This is a genomic window from Pseudorhodobacter ferrugineus DSM 5888 (assembly GCF_000420745.1).
Taxonomy (GTDB): domain Bacteria; phylum Pseudomonadota; class Alphaproteobacteria; order Rhodobacterales; family Rhodobacteraceae; genus Pseudorhodobacter; species Pseudorhodobacter ferrugineus.
Window position 1 is genome coordinate 94,640 of sequence record NZ_ATVN01000008.1, and the last position, 22,278, is coordinate 116,917.

Sequence of the window (22,278 nt, forward strand, 5' to 3'; positions counted from 1 at the left end):
AGCCGCCCAAATGGATCTGCGCGCCCGCGCTGAAAGCCTGGGCGAATCGCTGCCCGCGCTTTTGGCCGCCGCCGATCATTTGGCGGCCACCGTCATGCTGGGCGAACATGGCCGCCGCCGTGCAGGCATGGGCGATGAATTTTGGCAATACCGCCCCGCCCATGCCGGCGACAGCGCCACCCAAATCGACTGGCGGCGGTCCGCACGGTCGGACGAACAATTCGTGCGCGAACGCGAATGGCAAGCCGCCCAAACCGTATCCCTTTGGGTTGATCCCGCCCGTTCCTTGCAGTTTTCCGGCGACACGTCTCGCCCCACAAAATCCGACCGCGCGCAGCTTTTGGCACTGGCCCTGTCGGTGCTTTTGCTGCGCGGCGGTGAACGCGTGGGCCTGACGGGTGACGCCGCGCGCCCCCGTGCAGGCCGCGCCCAACTGCTGCACTTGGCCCAAGGCATGGCGTCAGATGCCGCCTCCCCCGATTATGGCCCCGCCGACTATGGCACCCCCGATGTGGCGAACCTGACCAGCCACAGCCGCGCCGTGTTCATCTCTGATTTCTTTGGCAATCTCGAAGACGTCGAAACCGCCTTAGCCATGGCCTCGGATCGCGGCGTGCGCGGCGCGTTGGTCCAAATCCTCGATCCGGCCGAAGAGGACTTTCCATTTGACGGTCGCACGATTTTCGAATCGATGGGCGGCAGTTTGCGTCATGAAACCTTGCGCGCTGGCGATTTGCGCACCCGCTACCTCGACCGTTTGGCCGAACGCAAGGCGCGGCTGGAAACCCTTGCCCGCGCGTCCGGCTGGCATTACCTGTGCCACCATACCGGCCAATCGGCGCAATCGGCGCTTTTGTGGCTGTTCACGGCACTGGAACGGGGGCGCTGATGTTTATGATTGGCCCTGTGGGGTTCACCGCGCCGCTTTTACTCTTGGGCCTGATAGCCCTGCCCATCCTGTGGCTTCTCCTTCGCGCCGTCCCTCCCGCGCCCATCCGCCGCCGCTTTCCCGGTGTGGCGCTGCTTTTGGGCCTAAAGGATGATAAGGCGGAAACCGATAAAACCCCGTGGTGGCTTTTGCTCTTGCGCATGGCGGCCATCGCCGCCGCAATCATCGGCTTTGCAGGGCCAATCCTGAACCCCGACACCCGTGATCAGGCCGAAACGGGCCCGCTTTTGGTGCTGATGGATGCGTCTTGGGCCGATGCCCGCGACTGGCCCCGCCGCATCGACCGCGCAACGGCTTTGATAGATGAGGCGGGTCGCGCGGGCCGCCCCGTGGCCCTGATCCGGCTAACCGATACCCCCGCCGATGTGGTGTTCCAAGCCGCAGGCGCGCTGCAACCCTTGATGGCAGGCATCACGCCCCACGCATGGACACCCGATTTCGCAGGCTGGGCCAAATCCTTGCCCACAGGTGATTTCGCCACCTACTGGCTGTCGGATGGGGTGGATCATCCTGCCCGCGCCGATCTGCTCGCGGCCCTTCAATCGCGCGGGTCGGTCACAGCGTTTGAAAGCCCGCGCCCCGTGATTGCCCTTCGCCCCGCGCAATTCAAAGACGGTGTGATTCAGCTGTCTGCTACCCGCCTGCCTGCCAACGACGCGGCAACCGTCGAAATCTCTGCCCGTGGTCTTGACCCCGCAGGCATTGAACGCGAACTCGCCCGCATCCCCCTGACCTTTGCCGCAGGTGGGGCAGATGCGGAAACCGCCCTGTCGCTGCCCCCCGAACTGCGCAACCGCGTCAGCCGGTTTGAAATCGCAGGCATCCGCTCTGCCGCCGCTGTAACCCTGACCGATGACAGTTTGAAACGCCGCAAAGTCGCGCTTATATCCGGCTCAGGTGGTGCCGAAGGCCTGCAACTGCTCTCGCCCACCCACTACTTGCGCCAAGCGCTGGAACCCGTGGCGGAACTGATCGACGGCAGCATCGCCGATGTTGTGCTGGCCAATCCCGATGTGATCGTGCTGGCCGATGTCGCCACCCTCTCGCCCGATGAAAACGACACGATTTTGGACTGGCTCGACAAAGGCGGCTTGCTGTTGCGCTTTGCAGGCCCTCGCCTTGCCGCGTCCGATGTCAGCCGCGATACCGAGGACGATCTGATGCCCGTCCGTCTGCGCATCGGTGGCCGCAACGTCGGCGGCGCGATGAGCTGGGGAGAGCCGAAATCCCTCGCCCCCTTCGCCGAAGGCTCGCCCTTTTACGGCCTGCCCATTGCGGATGATGTAACCGTCACCGCCCAAGTCCTCGCCCAACCCGATCCTGACCTTGCCAACCGCACCATCGCGGCCCTTGCCGATGGCACGCCGCTGGTCACGCGCAAAACGGTGGGGCAGGGGCAGGTCGTGCTGTTCCACGTCACCGCCAATGCCGAATGGTCCAGCCTGCCGCTCTCGGGTCTGTTCGTGCAAATGCTGGAACGGCTTGCCGTATCAACCCGCCCCACCGCCCCCGATGCCGCCGATCTGGCAGGCCAAACCTGGGTGCCCCAAGTCGCGATGGATGCCTTTGGCACGCTGGGCGATGCGGGTGAAATGGCAGGCGTTGACGGTGCAAACCTCGCCGCCGCCTTGTCGCAAACCGGCCCTTCGGCCACCATGCCGCCCGGCCTTTACGCAGGCGACGACCGCCGCATCGCGTTGAATGTCATCAACGCCGAAACCCAACTTGCCGCCCCCGCTTGGCCCGCAACCGTTGCGCGCGAAGGGTTGGATGTGCAAACCGAACAGGCTCTCAAAGGCACCGCCCTCACCACGGCCCTGTCACTCCTTCTGATCGACGTTCTGGCCGCCCTCGCGCTGTCGGGCCGCCTTTTGGGCAGCCTGCGCAATGCGGCTGTTCTGGCCGTGGCGCTCCTGATGCTTGCCCCCACCCAACCCCATGCCCAAGAAACCCTGCCCGATGATCTGCGCGCGATCGAGGCGACGAATGCGGTGCGCCTCGGCTATGTCATAACTGGCGACGCGCGGGTGGATGAGGTGTCACGCGCAGGCCTGCGCGGGCTTGGCCAACGCCTGTTTGAACGCACCACCATTGAACCAGAAGACCCGCTTTCGGTGAACCTTGAAACCGACGAGCTTTTGTTTTTTCCCTTCCTTTACTGGCCAATCACCACCGATCAACCTGGCCCCTCTGCTGCTGCCTATGCCAAACTAAACCGCTATTTGCGCACGGGTGGGATGATCCTATTCGACACCCGCGACGGCGATGTCGCAGGCGGTGCGCAAACCCCGCAGTCGCGCAAACTGCAACTGCTGGCCGCCCCGCTTGATATCCCACCGCTGGAAATTCTGCCCGAAGACCACGTGCTAACCCGCAGTTTTTACCTGCTACAGGATTTCCCGGGCCGCTACACCAACCGCAACCTCTGGGTCGAGGCCGCCCCCCCGAACGCCGAACTGGCCGAGGGGATGCCCTTTCGCAACCTGAATGATGGCGTCACCCCCATTGTCCTTGGCGGCAATGATTGGGCCGCCGCTTGGGCGCTGAATGACAACGGGACCGAGATGTTCCCCATCGGGCGCGGCTATGCGGGCGAACGCCAGCGCGAAATTGCCACGCGCTTTGGCATCAACCTGATCATGCATGTGCTGACCGGAAATTATAAATCCGATCAGGTCCATGTGCCTGCCTTGCTCGAAAGGTTGGGGCAATGACGGGAACCCTTGTCCTCGACCCGCTTATCCCGATGCTGGCGCTTTACGTGCTGGCCGGTGCGGCGTTGCTTATCATCGGCTACGGCCTTGTGCGCGGCCTGTCCGGCTGGGCTTTGCGCGGGCTTGGCGCGCTGGCCCTTCTTGCTGCCATCGCCAACCCGTCCTTGCAACGCGAAGACCGCGAACCCTTGTCCGACATCGTCATCGCCGTGGTCGATGACAGCGCAAGCCAACGCATCGGCAACCGCCCTGCGCAAAGCATCACGGCGCTGGCCCGTGTGCAGGCCGAAATCGCCGCCTTGCCCAACACCGAACTGCGCGTGGTCCGTGTGGGCGATGGTGACGGCGACTCTGGCACCCAACTGATGACCGCATTGGCCGAGGCATTGGCCGAAGAGCCCCGCGCACGCATCGCAGGCGCAATCCTGATCACCGACGGGCAGGCGCATGACATGCCGCTGGCCCCCGATATGCCCGCGCCGCTACATGTGCTGCTCACAGGACAAAACACCGATTGGGACCGCCGCCTGATCGTCAAAAACGCCCCCGCCTTTGCAATCTTGGGCGAATCCGTCACCCTCACTTTGCGCATTGATGACCAAGGCGCTGTGCCTGCCGCAATGGCTGGCTCTGCCATGATTTCCATCGCCATCGACGGCGGCGAACCCCAATCCTACCGTGTGCCCGTGGGCGAGGATCTAGAACTTCCCGTCACACTCCCCCACGGCGGCATGAACGTGCTGCAATTTCAGGTGGCTGTGACTGAGGGTGAGCTGACAGACCGCAACAACGCCGCTGTCGTGCAAATCAACGGCGTGCGCGACCGTCTGCGCGTGCTGCTGGTATCGGGCGAACCGCATGCCGGTGAACGCGTCTGGCGCAACCTCTTGAAATCCGACCCCTCGGTCGATCTTGTGCATTTCACCATTCTACGCCCGCCGGAAAAGCAAGACGGAATCCCTGTGTCGGAACTGTCGCTGATCGCCTTTCCAACCCGCGAGCTGTTTGTCGAAAAAATTGACGAATTTGACCTGATCATCTTTGACCGCTACCGCCTGCGCGGCATCCTGCCCAATTCCTACCTGCAAAGCGTGCGCGATTACGTCACGCGCGGCGGTACCGTACTGGTCGCGGCTGGCCCAGAATTTGGATCGGCGGACAGCCTGTGGCGGTCGCCCTTGGGTGAAATTATGCCCGTCGATGCCACCAGCCGTGTGTTTGAACAAGGCTATAAGCCCGAACTCACCGACCTTGGCAAACGCCACCCTGTCACCGAAGGGCTTGAAAAACTGGCCCCCGCTGGCGGTTGGGGCCGCTGGTTCCGCCAAATCGGCATGACGCCGAAATCGGGTCAAACCGTGATGACGGGCATCGATGGCCAACCCCTTTTGGTGCTGGACCGGGTGGACGAAGGCCGCATCGCCGTGCTGGCCTCCGATCATATGTGGCTTTGGGGGCGCGGCTATGAAGGCGGCGGCCCACAGCTGGAACTGCTGCGCCGCCTTGCCCATTGGATGATGAAAGAGCCCGAACTGGAGGAGGAAGCGCTTGTCGCCTCCGCCATTGGCCAAAAACTGACCGTCACCCGCCGCACCATCGGCGATGCGCCCGCGCCTGTCACCATAACCGGCCCAGACGGCACCACAACTGACCTTATACTGCCCGAAATCGCCCCCGGCCGCTATTCCGCGCAATATGACGCGCCGGAAATGGGCTTGTACAAACTGACCCAAGGCGACCTTTCCACCGTCATGGCGCTTGGCCCCTCGGCCCCGAAAGAGTTTGAAGAAACCATCGCCAGCGGTGACAAGCTGGAACCCGTCGTCACCCCTTTGCGCGGCGGCATTTTGCAGCTGGAAAATGGCACAGCCGACATTCGCACGGTGGCCGAAGGGCGCGTGGCCGCAGGTCGCGGCTGGATCGGCATAACCCCGCGCGGCGCATATCTAACGCAAGATATTCGCGTGGCCGCCTTGCTGCCCGCTTGGGTCTGGTTGCTGCTTGCGGCAGGCTTCGCGCTTGCGGCGTGGTTGGTTGAAGGGCGGCGCGGGCCAAACGGCACGCAGTCCAATAGCGTTTCGACTTTAACTTGACCTAGCATACATCACATAACGCATTGAAATCTTTGATTTCAGGCAGCGATATGTGATTCAGGTTTAAATCGAAACGCTTTAAGGCGGTTAGCCCGTGACGCTTTACTGCGGCAAATCCAGCCGAAACACCGCGTCCGACCATCCATCCACCAAACACCGTGCGCGGATCATCACATAATGCGTCCCCACGGGCACCGAAATCCCCGCCAGTGATCTTGTAAACGGTTGCTCCTCCACATGCGGATGGGTCAGCACCCGCAGGCCAAGCGAGGCCCCATCCGGTGCCAAAACCTCCCATGCATCGGCATAATGGTCCCAGCCAGTATCGGGATGGGCCAAGGTGACATCAAACCGCCATGCATCGCCCGAACGGGTGGCCGCAACCGTTTCGATCACAGGTGGGGCAGACAAGGCAGGGGTGGCAAGCAAGGCCAACAGGGGGATGATATTTTTCATAGCACGACCCTGTCACAAACATTACAAAAACCCAAATCAACCCTGCGTGCGCCGCAAGATAATCTCGCGCGATGCGCTCATGAATTCCCGCCGCAAAAGCACCGATGCGGTAACCAGCACAGTCGCCACCAACCCCCAAGGCCCCAACAACCACCCCAATGATCCCAGCGCGAAATAGATCGACCGCAGCCCTTTGTTGAAACTGCGCGCCGCCGTGATGTTTATCTCGGCCGCATCTGCCGCGCGGGCATAGGCGGTGGTATCTTCGGCGTTATTCGGCACTGCCGCCATCATAATGGTGCAATAGCCGAACAACCGATGCGCCCAGATGAATTTCAGCAAGGCATTGGCGACAAAGATCAACACCAATGCCACTTTCAATTCCAACGCCACCCCTTGCGCCTCCAGCGTCAGGTCGGCCGCCAGCATATCCAGCCGCTCGCTATTGCCAATCACGGCAATCCCGCCACCCAGCGTAATCATGCACGCCGAGGCGAAAAACGCCGTGCCCTGCCGCAAACTGTCCAGTACTGTCGCATCAAAAATGCGCGGCTGGCGGGTGACAAACTGCACCATCCAATCGCGCCGGTACTGCTTCATCAGCACTGTCACCGATGGCTTTGCTGCAGGTGGGTTTTCCACTACCCATCCAATCACGACAGCACTTGCCAATAAAAATGCCACCGCCGCCAGATCATAGGCGCTGAACGCCGCCAGCATCGCGGGGGAAAAGTTCGGAAAAGACATGGCACCGCCTGCGTGTTGCTAAAGAAAGATGCTCTTACCGCGGAATCCCCGCGCCAGAAACACTCTTCTGATCCGCCTGCGACAGAACGCTTGATTTATGGGTATATTGGTTATATAAATTTACCAGTTGGGGTGAATTGAAAAGGCGCAGACTATGGAAATGCCACGGATTGATGCCGCTATCGTCGCGCGCAAACCCGCTATCGTCGCCGCCTTGCAAGAGGTGCTGCCCCCCGATGCCGTGATTTTCGATGAGATTGAGGTGCGCGCCTATGAATGTGACGCGCTGACCGCTTACCGCTGTCCGCCCCTTGCCGCCGTGCTGCCCCGTACCACAGCCGAAGTATCGGCTGTTCTGCGGATTTGCCACAAAATGGGCGTGCCCGTTGTGCCGCGCGGGGCAGGGACATCGCTTGCGGGCGGGGCGCTGCCCACGGGCGATTGTGTGATTTTGGGCGTGGCGCGGATGAACGGTGTGCTGGAAACGGACTATCCCAACCGCTTTATCCGCGTGCAATCGGGCCGCACCAACCTGTCGGTGACAGGTGCTGTCGAATCGGACGGGTTCTTTTACGCCCCCGACCCGTCCAGCCAGCTTGCCTGTGCCATTGCAGGCAATATCGCGATGAACTCGGGCGGCGCGCATTGCCTGAAATACGGGGTGACCACGAACAACCTGCTGGGCGTGACCCTTGTGCAAATGGACGGCACTGTGCTGGAAATCGGCGGCGCGCATTTCGATGCGGGCGGGTTGGACCTGTTGGGCGTGATCTGCGGGTCCGAAGGGCAGCTGGGCGTTGTGACCGAGGCGACCTTGCGCATCCTGCCCAAACCCGAAGGCGCGCGCCCCGTGCTTATGGGGTTTGATAGCAACGAAGTCGCGGGCGAATGCGTGTCCGACATCATCAAGGCTGGCATCTTGCCAGTGGCGATTGAATTCATGGACCGCCCCTGTATCGAGGCGACCGAAGCCTTTGCCAAAGCCGGCTATCCGATGTGCGAGGCGCTGCTGATTGTCGAGGTCGAAGGATCGAAGGCCGAGATTGACGAGCAATTGGCCCTGATCATCGAAATCGCCAAGCGCCACAACCCTGTGGAACTGCGCGAAGCAGCGGATGAGGACCAAGCCAAGCGCATCTGGCTGGGCCGTAAATCCGCCTTTGGCGCGATGGGCCAGATCAATGATTACATGTGCTTGGACGGCACAATCCCCGTGTCATCGCTGCCTTACGTGCTGCGCCGGATTGGCGAGATGTCCAAGCAATACGGGCTTGCCGTGGGCAATGTGTTTCATGCAGGCGATGGCAACATGCATCCCCTGATCTTGTATGACGCCAACAAGCCGGGTGATCTGGAGCTGTGCGAGGCGTTCGGTGCCGATGTGCTGAAACTCTGTGTCGAAGTGGGTGGCTGTTTGACAGGTGAACATGGCGTGGGGATTGAAAAACGCGACCTGATGAAGGTGCAATTCGCGCCCGAGGACATGGAGGCGCAGCTGTGGGTCAAGGATGTGTTTGACCCGCAGTGGCTTTTGAACCCTGCCAAGGTGTTTCCGTTGGATGTGACGGCCAGCCGCCGAGCTGTGTGACGAGCGCCGGGGGTTTTCCACCCCCGGACCCCCGAGGATATTTTTGCCGAAAAGAAAGGGCAGAGGGATGAAACCTGCCAATGAGATGGAACTGTCCGAAGCGATCCGTGGGGCGAATGGGCCTTTGCGCATTGTTGGCGGGGGAACGCGGGCGATTGGGCCGGACCGGGCGGGTGAGGTTTTGGAAACCGGCGCGTTGTCGGGGATATCGCTGTATGAGCCAGGGGCGTTGACCATTGTTGCAGGCGCGGGCACGCCATTGGCCGAGGTTGAGGCGGCTTTGGACGGCGGTGGGCAGCGCTTGCCGTTTGAGGTGCCGGATCTGCGCGGGCTTTTGGGGCGTTCGGGGGCATCGACGATTGGGGGCGTCGTGGCGGCCAATGGCTCGGGGCCACGGCGCATTCAGGCGGGGGCCTGCCGTGACAGTTTGATTGGGGTGCGGTTTGTTGATGGTGCTGGGACCATTGTGAAAAATGGCGGGCGGGTGATGAAGAATGTCACCGGCTATGATTTGGTCAAGCTGATGGCGGGAAGCCACGGCACGCTTGGGGTGTTGACCGAAGTGGCGTTCAAGGTGCTGCCGCGCCCCGAGGTCGAGGCGACGTTGACCCGTGACGGGGTTGACCCTGCCGCAGCGGTGGCGGCTATGGCGCAGGCGCTTGGTTCGCCTTATGAGGTGACGGGGGCCGCGTATTTTGGTGGTCAGATCCGCTTGCGGATTGAAGGCATGATTGGGTCAGTGGCCTATCGCTCGGGCGCATTGCGTAAATTGCTGGGCGCAGGCTGGGATGTGGTTGAGGCGGCGCAAAGTGCTATCCTTTGGCGCGAAATCCGCGATGTTGCCCCCTTTATGGGCCAAGCGGGTGCCGTGTGGCGCATTTCCATAAAACCATCGGATATGCCGCAAGTCTTGGCCGTGTTGTCTCAGGCGCAAACTCTGTGTGATTGGGGCGGCGGGTTGATCTGGGCGCTGGTGCCGGATGCAGGCGATGCGCAGGCAGGCGCCCTGCGCGGGGCTTTGGCTGCAATGGGGGGCCATGCCACCTTGGTGCGGGCGGGGGCGGCGGTTTATGACACCACACCCGCCTTTCACCCTGAACCCGCCGCCCTTGCCACCTTGTCGAAAACGTTGCGCGCGAAATTCGACCCGCGTGGGATTTTGAACCCCGGCATGATGGGATAAACTATGACAAACCTTGTATTCCTCGCCCTGCCTTTGGTGATTTACCTATCGCTTGCGACCTTGCCCAAAGGTCGCCCCGCCGCCACAGGCCTTGCGATCGCATTGGTGTTTGTCGCCATTCTACGGCTAACCATGCCCGTAGCTGGCCCAGCATCTTTTGTGGCCCTTGCAGGGATCGCGATGGCTGCCATTGCCCAAGGCCTGCGCACAGCCTTGGGTCCACGCCTGCCCCCCCGCTTGTACTTCGCTTTGTTGGGCGTCTTGCCCCTTATCGCCATTGCCCTGCTGACGCTGACTGTCGGAGACTAACATGCAAACCACTTTCACCCCCGAACAGCTGCAAGACCCCGGCATCAAGCTCAGCAATGACATCCTGCGCACTTGCGTGCATTGCGGGTTTTGCACCGCGACTTGCCCCACCTATCAGGTGCTGGGCGATGAGCTGGACAGCCCGCGGGGCCGGATTTACCTGATCAAGGATATGCTGGAACAAGGCCGCCCCGCCGATGCGAAAACCGTGAAACACATCGACCGCTGCCTAAGCTGCCTTGCCTGCATGACCACCTGCCCATCGGGCGTGCATTATATGCACTTGGTCGATAACGCGCGGGAATATATCGAAAAAACCTACAAACGTCCGTTGATGGACCGCCTGCTGCGCTGGACCTTGGCGCAGATCATCCCACACCCCATGCGGTTCCGGCTTGCTCTGTTTGCCGCCAAGCTGGGCCGCCCTTTTGCCTTTCTCATGCCCGACGCCCGCTTGCGCTCGATGCTGGAAATGGCCCCTAAAACCATCCCCCCCGTCAGCCGCAATGATGACCCGCAAACCTTTGCCCCCACGGGGCCCCGCAAATTCCGCGTGGCGCTGATGACGGGTTGCGCGCAAAAGGCGCTTAACACCGATATCAACGATGCCACCATCCGCATCCTGCGCCGCTTGGGCTGCGAAGTGGTTGTGGCAAAGGGCATGGGCTGTTGCGGCGCGCTGACCCATCACATGGGCAAGGTCGATCAATCCCACGCCTCTGCCGCCGCCAATATCAACGCTTGGATGGTCGAAAAACGGGCAGGGGGCTTGGATGCCGTGGTCATCAACACTTCGGGCTGCGGTACCACGGTGAAGGATTACGGCCATATGTTCCGCAATGACCCGCTGGCCGCCGATGCCGCCGAAATCTCGGCCATGACGATGGATATTTCCGAACTTTTGGTCAAAATCGGCCTGCCCGAAGGCGCGGACAAGGGCCTCAAAGTCGCCTATCACGCCGCCTGCAGCCTGCAACATGGCCAGCAGATCAAGAACCACCCCAAAGACCTGCTCAAACGCGCAGGCTTTACCGTGGTGGAACCTGCCGACAGCCACCTGTGCTGTGGATCCGCTGGCACCTATAACCTGCTGCAACCCGAAATCAGCCAGCAGCTGAAAGCGCGCAAGGTTCAAACGCTCGAGGCAAAACACCCCGACATCATCGCCGCAGGCAATATCGGCTGTATGATGCAAATCGGCTCGGGCACCAAAATCCCTATCGTCCATACGGTCGAACTCCTCGATTGGGCCACGGGCGGGCCAAAGCCTGCCGCATTGACAATTGGTTAATTTTTGCAGAATTGGCCATAAATCTGCCGTAAAGCGTCCCTATCGCTTGGGTTGAGTGTGCGGAGGTTCTATGTCTGTTTTGTCCATCCTGTCTCGTGTGGCCCTATGCGCCATGATGGTGTTTGCATTGCGCGGTGCCGCAAGTGCCGAAGAATCCGCGCTGCTTCGCCTTGATACGGGCGATCAAAGCAAGGGTTGGAATGCGGTGGGCCGCTTGAATATGGGCAAACGCAGCTTTTGCACGGGCGCGCTGATTGCGCCGAACCTTGTGCTGACCGCTGCCCATTGCCTGTTTGATGCCAAGACCGGCGTGCGCATTAACCCTGATGAGATTGAATTTCTGGCTGGCTGGCGCAATGGCCGTGCAGCAGCATATCGTGGCATCAAACACGCGATTGCCCATCCCGAATATGTCTATGGCGGCGGGGACAAACTGACCCGCGTGTCCTTTGATCTGGCGCTTTTGGAACTGGACCAACCCATCCGCATGGTCAGCATCCCGCCGTTTGAAACCGACCTGACCCCGCTTAAAGGCGATGAGGTGGGCGTTGTGTCCTATGCGAAGGACCGGTCCGAGGCCCCCAGCCTGCAAGAAGTCTGCCATGTGCTGAACCAAGAGGAAAAGCTGTTGGTTCTGTCGTGCAACGTCGATTTTGGGTCTTCGGGCGCGCCGATCTTTTCTATCCGTGACGGTGTGGCGCGTGTTGTCTCGGTCGTGTCCTCCAAGGCCGATTATGGCGGGGCCGAGGTGGCCTTGGGCACCAGCCTGCAAGGGCCATTGGTGGCCTTGCGTGCAACCCTTGCCGCCGAAAGCAGCCCGTTCCAAAAATCCGACCCCGCCTTGCGAGAGCTGGAAACAGGGGCCGGCAATACTGCGAAATTCATGAAACCATGATGCGGATAAAATCCCCTTTTGCCACAGTCGTCTTGGCGCTCCTTGTGGCGTTTTCGCCCGCCGCAACCCAAGCACAAGATCAAATCAGCACGGCGCTTGAATCGCTTGATCGCCGTGATCAGGTTTTGGGATGGGAGGCAGTGGGCCGTATCGACATGGCCAATGCCGCCTTTTGCACCGGCACCCTGATTGCGCCCGATCTTGTGCTTACGGCTGCGCATTGCCTATTTGATACACGCACAAAACAACCCTACGACCCCGCTGGTATGCAGTTCCGCGCGGGCCTGCGTGATACCAAAACCATCGCCGTAGGCCGCGTGCGCCGCGCCGTGCCGCACCCCGGTTATGTCCCCTTTACCCCTGTCAGCACCGCCAGTATCGCGCATGATATCGCGCTGTTGGAATTGGCCGAACCCATCCCCGCAGGCCGTGCCGCCCCCTTTGCCGTGGCGGCCCCCAGCGCGGGCGGCAAGATCAGCGTCGTATCTTACGCCCGCAACCGCGCCGATACCCTGTCGTGGCAGCGCGCTTGCAACATCAAGGACCGCAGCGCCACCATTCTCGCCTTTGATTGTGATGTCGATCACGGATCGTCTGGCGCGCCGGTCTTTGACCTGTCGGGCAACCGCGCCAAGATTATCTCTATCATTTCGGCGGGCCACCGCGACAAAGACGGCGCTGTGTCCTATGGCATGCAGCTGCCCGATCTGGTCGCCGACCTGAAAGCCGCCTTGCGCAGTGGCAAGGGCGTGGTGCTGGCCCGCGGTGATGCCCCCCGTGCCCAAATTCGCCGCATCGGTGTGGGCAGCGATGACAAAGCCACCACCGGCGCGCGTTTCGTCAAGGCGCGGACCGCGCCCTAAGGGTCTTGAAACCCCGCCACTCCCTCCCCAAATCTTGTGTACGGGTGCCGAAATCGGGCCCGTACAAACCCATCGGCCCGTCCACATAACCGGAGGGCCGCCAACGCATCGCTTTACGGAGGATGATATGCGTACATTCGATCTTGCCCCCCTTTACCGCGCAACTGTCGGCTTTGACCGCATCGCCGATATGATGGACAGGGTTTTGACCACCGATGTGGCCCAACCCAGCTATCCCCCCTACAATATTGAAAAGACAGATGAAAATGCCTATCGCATTTCCATTGCCGTTGCAGGCTTTACCCCTGATGAACTGTCGGTCGAGGTGAGAGAGGCCACTCTGGTCATTTCCGCCCGCAAGGCCGACGACGACAAGCAAACCCACTACCTGCACCGCGGCATCGCCACCCGCGCGTTTGAGCGCCGCTTTGCGCTGGCCGATCACATGCGCGTCACGGGGGCGGCCCATGAACATGGTATGCTGCATATCGAACTGATCCGCGAAATGCCCGAGGCGTTAAAACCCCGCCGCATCGAAATCGCCCGCGCGCCGGCCAAACCGGCCCAACCGCAAATCGACATGAAGACCTTGCCAGAAACGGTTGAAACCTAACACAAAAAGGCCGGGCGCAGCACATGCGCCCGGTCCTTTTCAGTACACCCGAATTTCCACCAATCGCGGGCCCCGCGCAGCCACTGCGGCCTGCAACGCCTCAACCTCGGGTGCGATGCAAACATACCCCATCCCACAGGCCGCCGCGAACGCCTCCAGCCCCAAGGGCGATGGCGTACAGCCAATCACCTCGGTATTTGCCGCCCGCATCGCACTTGCAATCTCGCCATATCCGGCGTTGTTCCAAACCACATAGGTCACGTCCAACCCTTCATCCACGGCAACCCGCAGCTCGGCAGGCGAAAACTGCAAACCACCATCCCCGATCAGGCAAAATACCCGCGCATCCGGTGCCGCCACAGCCGCGCCCACCGCCGCCCCGGGCGCAAATCCAAGCGCCCCAAACCCCGTCGCCGCATTGAACCACCCACCCGCGCGGTCGTGGTCATACAGCAGATTGCCCGCATAAACCGGCTGCGTGCTATCCCCCACGATAATCGCTCCGGGCACGGCATCGCGCAGCCCTTCCAGCAGCGCGATCTGCCCAAGGCTCTCGTCCGACAATCCCGCCACCTCGGCCCGTGCAGCAGCCATCGTGGCCGCAGCACGACCGGTTCCATCGCTCTTGCGCGGCACAACTTGCGCCAACAGCGCCGCCATAACCGCCCCCGCATCGCCACAAATCCGCACCGCCGCCGGATGCCGTGCCAATTGCAGCGGGCAAATGTCCACGCGGATCATCCCTGCCATATCGGGCAACCCACCGCGCACATACATGTCATAATCGGTCGGCCCAAATTCGGTGCCGATTGCCACAATCTGATCGGCCCCTGCAATCAGCCCCCGTACCGCATCCAAGCTGGGCGATGCCGCAACGGCCAAACCACCCGCCCGCAACCCTCGCGCATTTACCGTTTGCACCACCGGCGCATCCAGCGCTGTCGCCAAGGCGCGCAGCCCAGCCCCCGCCGCCCGCGCCCCGCCGCCTGCCAAAATCACCACCCGCTTGGCGCGGTTCAACGCCACCGCCGCCTCGGCCACATCCGGTACACCCCGCGCAACAGCCACAGGCGCACCCGCCAAAACAGCCTCCATCCCCATCACATCGGTCGGCACCTCGATATGCACAGGCCCCGGCCGCCCCGAAAGCATGGCGGCAAAGGCCAGGTTCAAACACCGCTCCAACACCTCTGGTCCCGTTACCTGAAAACTCGGGCACAGCGCGCGCACCAACCCTGCCTGATCGGGCAGTTCGTGCAGCAGCCCCAACCCTTGCCCCAAACTGTCCCGCCGGTTCACGCCCGAAATCACCAGCATCGGCACCGAATCCGCTTTTGCCTGCGCCATCGCGGTCAGCGTATTGGTCAGCCCCGGCCCCGTAATCACAAAGGCCACCCCCGGCTTGCCCGAAACACGGGCATAGCCATCGGCCATGAACCCCGCCCCCTGCTCGTGGCGCGGCGTGATATGGCGAATCCCCGACCCAGACAAGCCGCGATACAGCTCAATCGTATGCACCCCCGGAATGCCGAAAACCACCTCGACACCCCGCGCGCGCAGGCCTTCGGTCAAGGCGTGCCCAACGGTTTTCATGGCTTATACCCCTTGGCAAATTCCGCAATCCGGCCGCAGGCCACCTCGATCACATCATCCGGTTGCGTCAAACTCAGCCGCAACCAGCTTCGCAATGCCTCACCAAACGACGCGCCCGGCATCACGGCCACGCCTGCCTGTTCCAACAGCGCCAACGCAAACGCCTCACCATCCGCCGTGACTGCGCCTACGTCAACCAGCGCAAACATCCCCGCATCAGGGCGATGCACGCGCACCCCCGCAACCCCGTCCAACACCCCATGCACCAATCCCGCGCGCCGCGCGAACCGCTCCACCATACCTGCCGCCACGGGGCTGCCCTCGGCAATCGCTTGCGCGGTCATATCGGCAATAAAGGGCTGGTTGCCAAACAGCATGGTTTCCGACAGCGGCAACAACCGTTCAATGAACGCCGCAGGCCCCACGCACCACCCCGACCGAAACCCCGGTGCCGCATGGCTTTTGGAAATGCTGGACGCCACGATCACCCGATCTGCCAAATTGGGCAGGTCAAGCGGTGACGCAAACGCCACCCCGTCAAACACCAAATCCTCATACACCTCATCGCATAAAATCCACAGATCGTGGGCTTTGGCCAACGCACCAATCGCGGCAAAATCATCGCGCGTCAGCACCGCCCCCGTGGGATTATGCGGCGAATTCAACATGATAACGCGGGTCGCAGGCGTAATCCGCTCGGCAATATCCTCGGCCCGAATGCGAAACCCCGCATTGGCCAGCAACGGCACTGGGACCATCCGCGCGCCCGTGGCGGCGATCAACCCTTCATAGGTGGCATACATCGGGTCGCCCAGCAGCACCTCGTCGCCGGCCCCAACCAACCCCATCAACACCGCATAAAGCGTGGTCTGCGTGCCGGGAAAACACATCACTTGGGCTGGCAAAATCTCACGCCCCCGCCGCGCTGAATACCGTGCGGCAAGGGCCACCAACAACGCAGGCTCGCCTTGCCCGTTGGAATATCCCGTCCGCCCCGCCAGCATCGCCGCACTTGCCGCCGCCATCAACTCGGGCGGCGTTGCAACATCGGGTTCGCCAATCGTCAGCTCTATCACAGGCCTGCCCGCCGCCTTCATCGCCCGCGCCCGCGCATGGACCGCCCATTTCGCGCCGCCAAGCCCCGCAAGCCGGTCGGTTATCGCTGCATATCTCATGGCTATATCCCCCGTTCCGGCATTTCTGCCATCAAATCCAAACCCAAAATCGCGCTGACCGACCGCAGGCCAATCCGCACCAATTCACCCGGGCGAAAAGCATCGGGCAGGGCGGATCCTTCCAGCCACAACCCGTCAATCACCGCGTTGCAGGCAATCGCATCGGCCCGCAACTGGCCCGCATCCGCCACGCGGGGCAGGGCCGCAATCAACCCCTGCAACAGGTCGCGGTAGTGCAAATAGCTTGCCTCATGCACCGCGCGCATCTCACTGTCCTCGCGCATCTGGTGCAAGAAACCGGCCCACAGCCCCATCGCGCGGCTGTCCACCACGGGCGGGCGCAGGCTGGCCGCCACAAACACCGCCAAGCGCGCCTGCGGACGGTTCGGGGTACTTGCCAGCACATCCACGCTCGCCTGCGTCATCGCATCCATCACCTGCGCATAAGCCGCGCGCATCAACGCCTCTTTGGTCGTGAAATAATGCCGGATCAGCCCGGGCGTCACCCCCGCGCGTTCGGCAATGGCCCGCACCGTGGCCGTGGCTGGCCCGCCTTCGGAAATCAACGCAATCGCCGCCGCAATCAAGGCGGCGCGGCGACCGTCCTCGCCCAGACGGTTGAATTTGCGGCGCTCACCAATCACGCAAAGCTCCTTGTGTGGAAAATTAATTATACGCTTGCATAATTACGCGTTGGCGGGCTTACTGCAATGGATAAATGATGATGGCCCAATGACAGCACTGGCAAAAAACACCGATACCGCGCAAACCGAAGCGATCCGGATTGAAGGATTGCACAAGTCCTTTGGCAAGCTGGAGGTGCTGAAAGGCGTGAACCTGACCGCGCACCAAGGCGATGTGGTGGCCATTATCGGCGGGTCGGGGTCGGGCAAGTCGACCATGCTGCGTTGTATCAACTTTCTGGAAACTCCGACATCTGGCCGCATCGTGATTGGCGGGCAAGAGGTGGTCTTGCGCCCCGACGGCCAACCCGCCAATCGCAAGCAAATCGAACATCTGCGCCAAAGCCTTGGCATGGTGTTCCAACAGTTCAATCTGTGGAGCCATAAGACAGTGCTGGAAAACCTGATCGAGGTTCCGGTCCATGTGCTGGGTATCCCCAAGGCCCAAGCCATTGAAACCGCGCGCGCCCTTTTGGCCCGTGTGGGGCTCGCCGAAAAGGCCGATGTCTACCCCGCCTTCATGTCCGGTGGCCAACAACAACGCGCCGCCATCGCCCGCGCGCTGGCCATTGAACCGCGCGCCATGCTGTTTGACGAACCCACCTCCGCGCTTGATCCCGAGCTGGTGGGCGAAGTGCTGGGCGTGATCCGCGACCTTGCCGCCGAAGGCCGCACGATGATTTTGGTCACGCATGAGATGAAATTCGCCCGCGAAGTCGCCAGCCACGTCATCTACCTGCACAACGGCGTGATCGAGGAAGAAGGCCCACCCGAGGCGCTGTTCGGCAATCCAAAATCCGAACGCCTGCAACAGTTTCTAAAGACCGTGGGCTAACGCCCGCCCAATACCGGAAAAATCCGGCAAAAACCAAACCACCAACAAAGGGAACACGACCATGAAATTTCTGATCACCACCGTCTCGGCACTGGTCCTTGGCACCGCGGCATTGGCCGAACCGGTCAAGGTTGGCATCGCGTCCGAACCCTATCCACCCTTTGCAGCCCCAGATGCTGCTGGCAACTGGGTCGGCTGGGAAGTGGACATGATCGCCGCCGTCTGTGCCGCCGCCGAACTGGAATGCGTCGTCACCCCGGTGGCATGGGACGGTATGATCCCGTCACTGACCTCGGGCCAGATCGACGCGATCATGGCGTCGATGTCGATCACCGCAGACCGCATGCAAACGATTGATTTCTCGGATAAATACTACAACACACCAACCGTTGTTGTTGCCGCCAAAGGCTCGGGTATCACCGCAACCGACGAGGGGTTGGCGGGCAAGATCATTGGTGTGCAGGTGTCTACCGTGCATCAGGATTACGCGCAAACCCATTTCAAAAGCGCCGAAATCAAGCTCTATCAAACCCAGGACGAAGCGAACCAGGACCTTGTGGCTGGCCGCATTGACGCGACCCAAGCCGACAGTATCGCGCTGGATGATTTCCTGAAATCCGATACAGGGGCGTGCTGCGAAAACGTCGGCGCCGTGGCCGATGACAAGGATATCCTTGGCCTTGGTGTCGGTGTCGGCCTGCGCAAAGGCGACGACGACCTGAAAGCCAAGTTCAATGCAGGCATCGCGAAAATCATCGCCGATGGCACCTATGACAAGGTGACTGCGCCTTACTTTGCCTCGTCGATCTACGGCGGCTGATCCATGTTGGAAACGCTGGTTGATGCGTTTCCAACCCTTGCCCTGTTGGCCTATGAGCCGCCGGGCTGGGGTGCCAACCTCTTGCGCGGTCTGGTCAATTCGATCCAGATTGCGCTTGGGGCCTATGCGGTTGGCCTGATCATCGGCACCGCAGGGGCCTTTGGCAAGCTGAACGGTGGCCCCGTCACCCGCGATTTGCTGGCCATTTATACCACCGTGGTCCGCGCCGTGCCGGAACTGGTGCTGATCCTGATCCTCTATTTCGCCGTGACCGATTTGGTCAATCAAGGCATGGTCGCGATGGGTTACGCCCGCGTCCAAATCTCGGGCGTGGCCGCTGGCATTGCCGTGCTGGGCGTGGTCCAAGGCGCCTATTCGACCGAGGTCATTCGCGGTGCTATCCTCGCCGTGCCCGCAGGCCAGCTTGAGGCTGCGCGCGCCATGGGCATGCCTCCCTTGAAAACCGCTTGGCGCATCACCTTGCCCTTGATGCTGTCAAACGCCATTCCCGGCCTTGCAAACCTGTGGCTGATTGCGACCAAAGACACCGCCCTTTTGGCCATTGTCGGCTTTGCCGAACTGACCTTGCAAACCCGCCAAGCGGCCTCCTCGACCAAGGCGTTCCTGACGTTTTTCTTGGCGGCAGGGGTGCTTTACCTTCTTATCACCCTCGTCTCTGGCGTCATCTTTGGCCGGATTGAAAAATGGGCGCGGCGCGGGCAGCGCGGCAGCGGGGCAGGGTCATGACAGACGCATCCCTAACCGATAGCGCACCGCCGAAATTCTGGCTTACTCATCGCATAATCATGGCTGTGGTCGCAGCGCTTATCGTCGCCCTCTGCGCGTTCACCCTGCGCTGGGACTGGTTGCCTAAATACCTGCCGCTGATCGGCGAAGGCATCTGGCGCACGCTATGGCTGTTGGCCGTGACCACGTTTTTCGGCTTTTTCCTCGCCATTCCACTTGGCTTGGCCCAAGCCGCCGGCCCTTGGTATCTGGCCGCCCCTGCACGCGCCTTTTGCACCATCATTCGCGGCACGCCGCTGCTGTTGCAACTGTGGCTGCTCTACTACGGCCTCGGGTCGCTGTTCCCGCAATTCCCCGCGATCCGCCAGTCCGAGCTGTGGCCCTATCTACGCCAAGCCTGGCCCTATGCCGTGTTCGCGCTGACCATCAGCTTTGCGGGTTATGAAGGCGAGGTCATGCGCGGCGCGTTCAAAGGCGTGCCAGGCGGGCAGTTAGAGGCGGCGCGCGCCATGGGCATGCCACGCCTGACCATCCTCCGCCGGATCTGGTTGCCGTTGGCCATTCAACGCGCATTGCCCACGCTGGGCGGTGAAACCGTATTGCAGCTAAAGGCGACGCCTTTGGTTGCGACGATCACGGTAGTGGATATTTACGCCGTGGCATCCCGCGTGCGCCAGGATACGTTCATTGTGTACGAGCCGCTGTTACTGTTGGCGGTGGTCTATATGGTTATCACAGGGTTGATCGTGCTGGCCTTTCGCTGGTTTGAGAACCGCGTGCCAAGTCGGGTTGCCTGAGCTGCCACGGATTGGGGGCGCTGCCCCCGCCGGATTGGCAGGCCAATCCGGCCCCCAACCTTTCTCGCGATATTTTTTGCCAAAGAAAATGGAGAGACATCACGGTGTTTTGGGCAGGGTTTTTGACAGAAATGTCAGCAAGCGGCCGTTGACGCAAAAGGCGGGCGGTTTTTCGATCCTGTCGGGGCGGTCGGCAAGGAAATCTGCGCATTTTGCCGGATCGGGGCAGGCGGCGCAGTTTTTATCCATTTGGGCCGCGATCTGATCGGGCAGCAGGCCGTTTGCCACAAGGTCGGGCAGCGGCAAGCCCAGTTTTTCGCTAAGTTGGCGCAGCAGCGCGGTAGTATCGTTTCTAATCATCGCACACATCCCGTCCATGTTGCCTAAGGGCAGTTTAGGCGACGCAGGGTTAAGGCTTTGTTAGAATGGGGCGGCCAAAGGCAAAGAAAGTCAGGGCCGGCTTTCCACCTTGCGCGCGACATCTTTGTGGATGATCACATCGGTTTGCGGATAGGCCAGCAGGATCGTGCGGCGCAGACCCGCGCCGATATCATGCGCCTCGCGCAGGGTCAGGTCGCCGTCCAGTTCGATATGCAAATGGACAAAGATTTTGCTGCCTGCCATCCGTGTTTTCAGGTCGTGAAAGCCGTGCACGCCGGGCCATTCGCGCGCCAAGGTTGCGATGCCGTCAATCACGTCAGGGTCGGCCGCGCGGTCCATCAACGCGTCCCAGGCGCTGCGCCCGATTTTCAGCGCACCAATCGCCAGCATTCCCGCCGCCGCCAGTGCCATCACGCTGTCAATCTGGATCAGACCAAAGCGCGACGATGCCCAAAGCGACGCAATCGCCCCGATGTTGGGCAAAAGGTCGCCCAGATAATGCAGCCGGTCGGCCTTGACCACCTTATTGCCTGTGCGTTTTGCCACACGGGTTTGCCAAACAATCAGCGCCAGCGTCAGCACAATCGACAGCCCCATCGCGATGATCCCGCTGCCCTCGGCCGTCAACCGTTCGGGTTGCGCCGTGATCAGGCGGTTTATCGCGGCCCAAGTGATAACACCCGCCGAAATCAGGATAAACAGCGATTGCCCCAACGCGGCAAGGTCTTCGGCAGAGCTGTGGCCGAACACATGGTCATCATCCGGCGGGCGCGCGGCATAGAAAATCGCGGAAATCGCGCCAAGGCTGACCATCAGGTCCATCGCACTGTCGGCAAGCGACGCCGCCACCGAAAGTGCCCCCGTTTCCCCCAGCGCCCACAGCTTCAACGCCACCAACAGCGCCGCCACAACAACCGATGCGGCCCCCGCCGACAGATTAAGCCGTGTTGTCTCTGGCAAGGGCATGTCTGGCCTTTCTCGAGTGGGGATGCATGCAAAGTTACAGGCGCGGTTGTGGCGCTTTAGTCAAAACTCTCGTCGTCGTCCACGCCCCACAGCGATGCTTTTGGGGCCCATCCTTTTTCATCCGCAATGCTGACGCGGCACCAATCAATCTTGCATTCCAACAGTCGCGCGATCACCCCCGCCTCGGCCCGCAGCACCACGGCCCCGTCGGTCACAGGACTTGCCCGCAAATCCAGCATATCTGCCGCCACCAACACCGTCCGCGTGCCCGACAGCAAGGAATAATGCACCCAGCCGCCCGCGCCCTCGGCATCCTCGATGCGCCGCCAATTCTCATATTCCGCCGTAATCCGCAGCGGCATACCTGCACGGGTGAACACCCAGTCAATCCGATGCGTCAGCCCAGGCCCGCGCCGCGCATTGCCCTCATTGGTTTTCAGCGACACATAGCGTGGCAAAGGCAGGTTCGTCACCTCGCCCCGCACCACGCCATCCGCATCCTGCGCCACGCTGGCCCCCGCCAAACAAGCAGTCAGCCCCAATGCCACGCCCCAAACCCAAAATACCCGCATCTACCCGT

22 protein-coding genes are annotated in these 22,278 nt (G+C 61.5%); 14 read left to right on the forward strand and 8 right to left on the reverse strand.

Annotated features, from left to right (window positions below):
* The first annotated feature begins 10 nt into the window (after positions 1 to 10).
* The 3 genes from G560_RS0109090 to G560_RS18900 are packed head-to-tail and all read left to right on the forward strand — an operon-like array spanning position 11 to position 5,756.
* Positions 11 to 889 (forward strand): DUF58 domain-containing protein, encoded by an 879-nt coding sequence (locus tag G560_RS0109090; protein WP_022704005.1) that lies wholly within the window; start codon positions 11 to 13, stop codon positions 887 to 889.
* On the forward strand, positions 889 to 3,663 hold the full coding sequence (locus G560_RS0109095; protein ID WP_028913910.1) for a DUF4159 domain-containing protein: 2,775 nt from the start codon (positions 889 to 891) through the stop codon (positions 3,661 to 3,663). Before G560_RS0109090 ends, G560_RS0109095 begins: the two co-directional genes overlap by 1 nt.
* Complete coding sequence (locus tag G560_RS18900; protein WP_050525171.1) at positions 3,660 to 5,756, forward strand: hypothetical protein; 2,097 nt, start codon at positions 3,660 to 3,662, stop codon at positions 5,754 to 5,756. Before G560_RS0109095 ends, G560_RS18900 begins: the two co-directional genes overlap by 4 nt.
* Positions 5,757 to 5,858: 102 nt before the next feature.
* Here the strand turns inward: G560_RS18900 and G560_RS0109105 are convergent, their stop codons facing one another.
* A complete protein-coding gene (locus G560_RS0109105) occupies positions 5,859 to 6,212 on the reverse strand; it encodes a hypothetical protein (protein ID WP_022704007.1) in 354 nt (117 codons plus the stop codon).
* A 36-nt stretch (positions 6,213 to 6,248) separates the two neighbouring features.
* On the reverse strand, positions 6,249 to 6,959 hold the full coding sequence (locus tag G560_RS0109110) for a DUF599 domain-containing protein (protein WP_022704008.1): 711 nt from the start codon (positions 6,957 to 6,959) through the stop codon (positions 6,249 to 6,251).
* A 154-nt stretch (positions 6,960 to 7,113) separates the two neighbouring features.
* On the opposite strand from G560_RS0109110, the gene G560_RS0109115 reads away from it, so the two are divergent.
* The 7 genes from G560_RS0109115 to G560_RS0109145 all read left to right on the forward strand — a co-directional run bounded on the left by G560_RS0109115 (position 7,114) and on the right by G560_RS0109145 (position 13,701).
* Positions 7,114 to 8,547: an FAD-linked oxidase C-terminal domain-containing protein gene (locus tag G560_RS0109115; protein ID WP_022704009.1), complete on the forward strand. Its 1,434-nt coding sequence runs from the start codon at positions 7,114 to 7,116 to the stop codon at positions 8,545 to 8,547.
* 67 nt (positions 8,548 to 8,614) lie between these two features.
* Positions 8,615 to 9,730: a glycolate oxidase subunit GlcE gene (glcE, locus tag G560_RS0109120; RefSeq protein ID WP_022704010.1), complete on the forward strand. Its 1,116-nt coding sequence runs from the start codon at positions 8,615 to 8,617 to the stop codon at positions 9,728 to 9,730.
* A 3-nt stretch (positions 9,731 to 9,733) separates the two neighbouring features.
* The gene (locus tag G560_RS0109125) at positions 9,734 to 10,039 is read left to right on the forward strand and encodes a hypothetical protein (RefSeq protein ID WP_022704011.1); all 306 of its coding nucleotides are present in this window, start codon (positions 9,734 to 9,736) and stop codon (positions 10,037 to 10,039) included.
* 1 nt (position 10,040) lies between these two features.
* Positions 10,041 to 11,330, forward strand: a complete 1,290-nt coding sequence (gene glcF / locus G560_RS0109130; protein ID WP_022704012.1) for a glycolate oxidase subunit GlcF — start codon at positions 10,041 to 10,043, stop codon at positions 11,328 to 11,330.
* Between the two features lie 70 nt (positions 11,331 to 11,400).
* Positions 11,401 to 12,225 (forward strand): trypsin-like serine peptidase, encoded by an 825-nt coding sequence (locus G560_RS0109135; protein WP_028913912.1) that lies wholly within the window; start codon positions 11,401 to 11,403, stop codon positions 12,223 to 12,225.
* On the forward strand, positions 12,225 to 13,088 hold the full coding sequence (locus tag G560_RS0109140) for a trypsin-like serine peptidase (RefSeq protein ID WP_028913913.1): 864 nt from the start codon (positions 12,225 to 12,227) through the stop codon (positions 13,086 to 13,088). Before G560_RS0109135 ends, G560_RS0109140 begins: the two co-directional genes overlap by 1 nt.
* 127 nt (positions 13,089 to 13,215) lie before the next feature.
* Complete coding sequence (locus G560_RS0109145; RefSeq protein WP_022704015.1) at positions 13,216 to 13,701, forward strand: Hsp20 family protein; 486 nt, start codon at positions 13,216 to 13,218, stop codon at positions 13,699 to 13,701.
* Positions 13,702 to 13,740: 39 nt separating this feature from the next.
* On the opposite strand, the gene G560_RS0109150 is transcribed toward G560_RS0109145, so the two are convergent.
* The 3 genes from G560_RS0109150 to G560_RS0109160 are packed head-to-tail and all read right to left on the reverse strand — an operon-like array spanning position 13,741 to position 17,113.
* Positions 13,741 to 15,294, reverse strand: a complete 1,554-nt coding sequence (locus G560_RS0109150; RefSeq protein WP_022704016.1) for a 5-guanidino-2-oxopentanoate decarboxylase — start codon at positions 15,292 to 15,294, stop codon at positions 13,741 to 13,743.
* Entirely contained in the window at positions 15,291 to 16,469 is a 1,179-nt protein-coding gene (locus tag G560_RS0109155) for a pyridoxal phosphate-dependent aminotransferase (RefSeq protein WP_022704017.1), read from the reverse strand. Before G560_RS0109155 ends, G560_RS0109150 begins: the two co-directional genes overlap by 4 nt.
* A 2-nt stretch (positions 16,470 to 16,471) precedes the next feature.
* Positions 16,472 to 17,113 (reverse strand): TetR/AcrR family transcriptional regulator, encoded by a 642-nt coding sequence (locus G560_RS0109160; protein ID WP_022704018.1) that lies wholly within the window; start codon positions 17,111 to 17,113, stop codon positions 16,472 to 16,474.
* 88 nt (positions 17,114 to 17,201) lie between these two features.
* Between G560_RS0109160 and G560_RS0109165 the strand changes: the two genes are divergently transcribed.
* From G560_RS0109165 to G560_RS0109180, 4 genes are all read left to right on the forward strand, one after another.
* The gene (locus G560_RS0109165; protein WP_028913914.1) at positions 17,202 to 17,987 is read left to right on the forward strand and encodes an ABC transporter ATP-binding protein; all 786 of its coding nucleotides are present in this window, start codon (positions 17,202 to 17,204) and stop codon (positions 17,985 to 17,987) included.
* A 61-nt stretch (positions 17,988 to 18,048) separates the two neighbouring features.
* Complete coding sequence (locus G560_RS0109170; RefSeq protein ID WP_022704020.1) at positions 18,049 to 18,807, forward strand: transporter substrate-binding domain-containing protein; 759 nt, start codon at positions 18,049 to 18,051, stop codon at positions 18,805 to 18,807.
* 3 nt (positions 18,808 to 18,810) lie between these two features.
* Entirely contained in the window at positions 18,811 to 19,554 is a 744-nt protein-coding gene (locus G560_RS0109175) for an ABC transporter permease (RefSeq protein ID WP_022704021.1), read from the forward strand.
* Between the two features lie 59 nt (positions 19,555 to 19,613).
* Complete coding sequence (locus G560_RS0109180; protein WP_420835072.1) at positions 19,614 to 20,351, forward strand: ABC transporter permease; 738 nt, start codon at positions 19,614 to 19,616, stop codon at positions 20,349 to 20,351.
* A 99-nt stretch (positions 20,352 to 20,450) separates the two neighbouring features.
* Here G560_RS0109180 and G560_RS0109185 read toward each other — a convergent pair whose 3' ends face one another.
* The 3 genes from G560_RS0109185 to G560_RS18905 all read right to left on the reverse strand — a co-directional run bounded on the left by G560_RS0109185 (position 20,451) and on the right by G560_RS18905 (position 22,270).
* Positions 20,451 to 20,711 carry a DUF6455 family protein gene (locus G560_RS0109185; protein WP_155947208.1) on the reverse strand — a complete coding sequence of 87 codons (261 nt, stop codon included), beginning with the start codon at positions 20,709 to 20,711 and terminating at the stop codon, positions 20,451 to 20,453.
* Between the two features lie 90 nt (positions 20,712 to 20,801).
* The gene (locus tag G560_RS0109190; RefSeq protein ID WP_022704024.1) at positions 20,802 to 21,698 is read right to left on the reverse strand and encodes a cation diffusion facilitator family transporter; all 897 of its coding nucleotides are present in this window, start codon (positions 21,696 to 21,698) and stop codon (positions 20,802 to 20,804) included.
* Positions 21,699 to 21,754: 56 nt separating this feature from the next.
* Complete coding sequence (locus G560_RS18905) at positions 21,755 to 22,270, reverse strand: SH3 domain-containing protein (RefSeq protein ID WP_022704025.1); 516 nt, start codon at positions 22,268 to 22,270, stop codon at positions 21,755 to 21,757.
* Between the last annotated feature and the right edge of the window lie 8 nt (positions 22,271 to 22,278).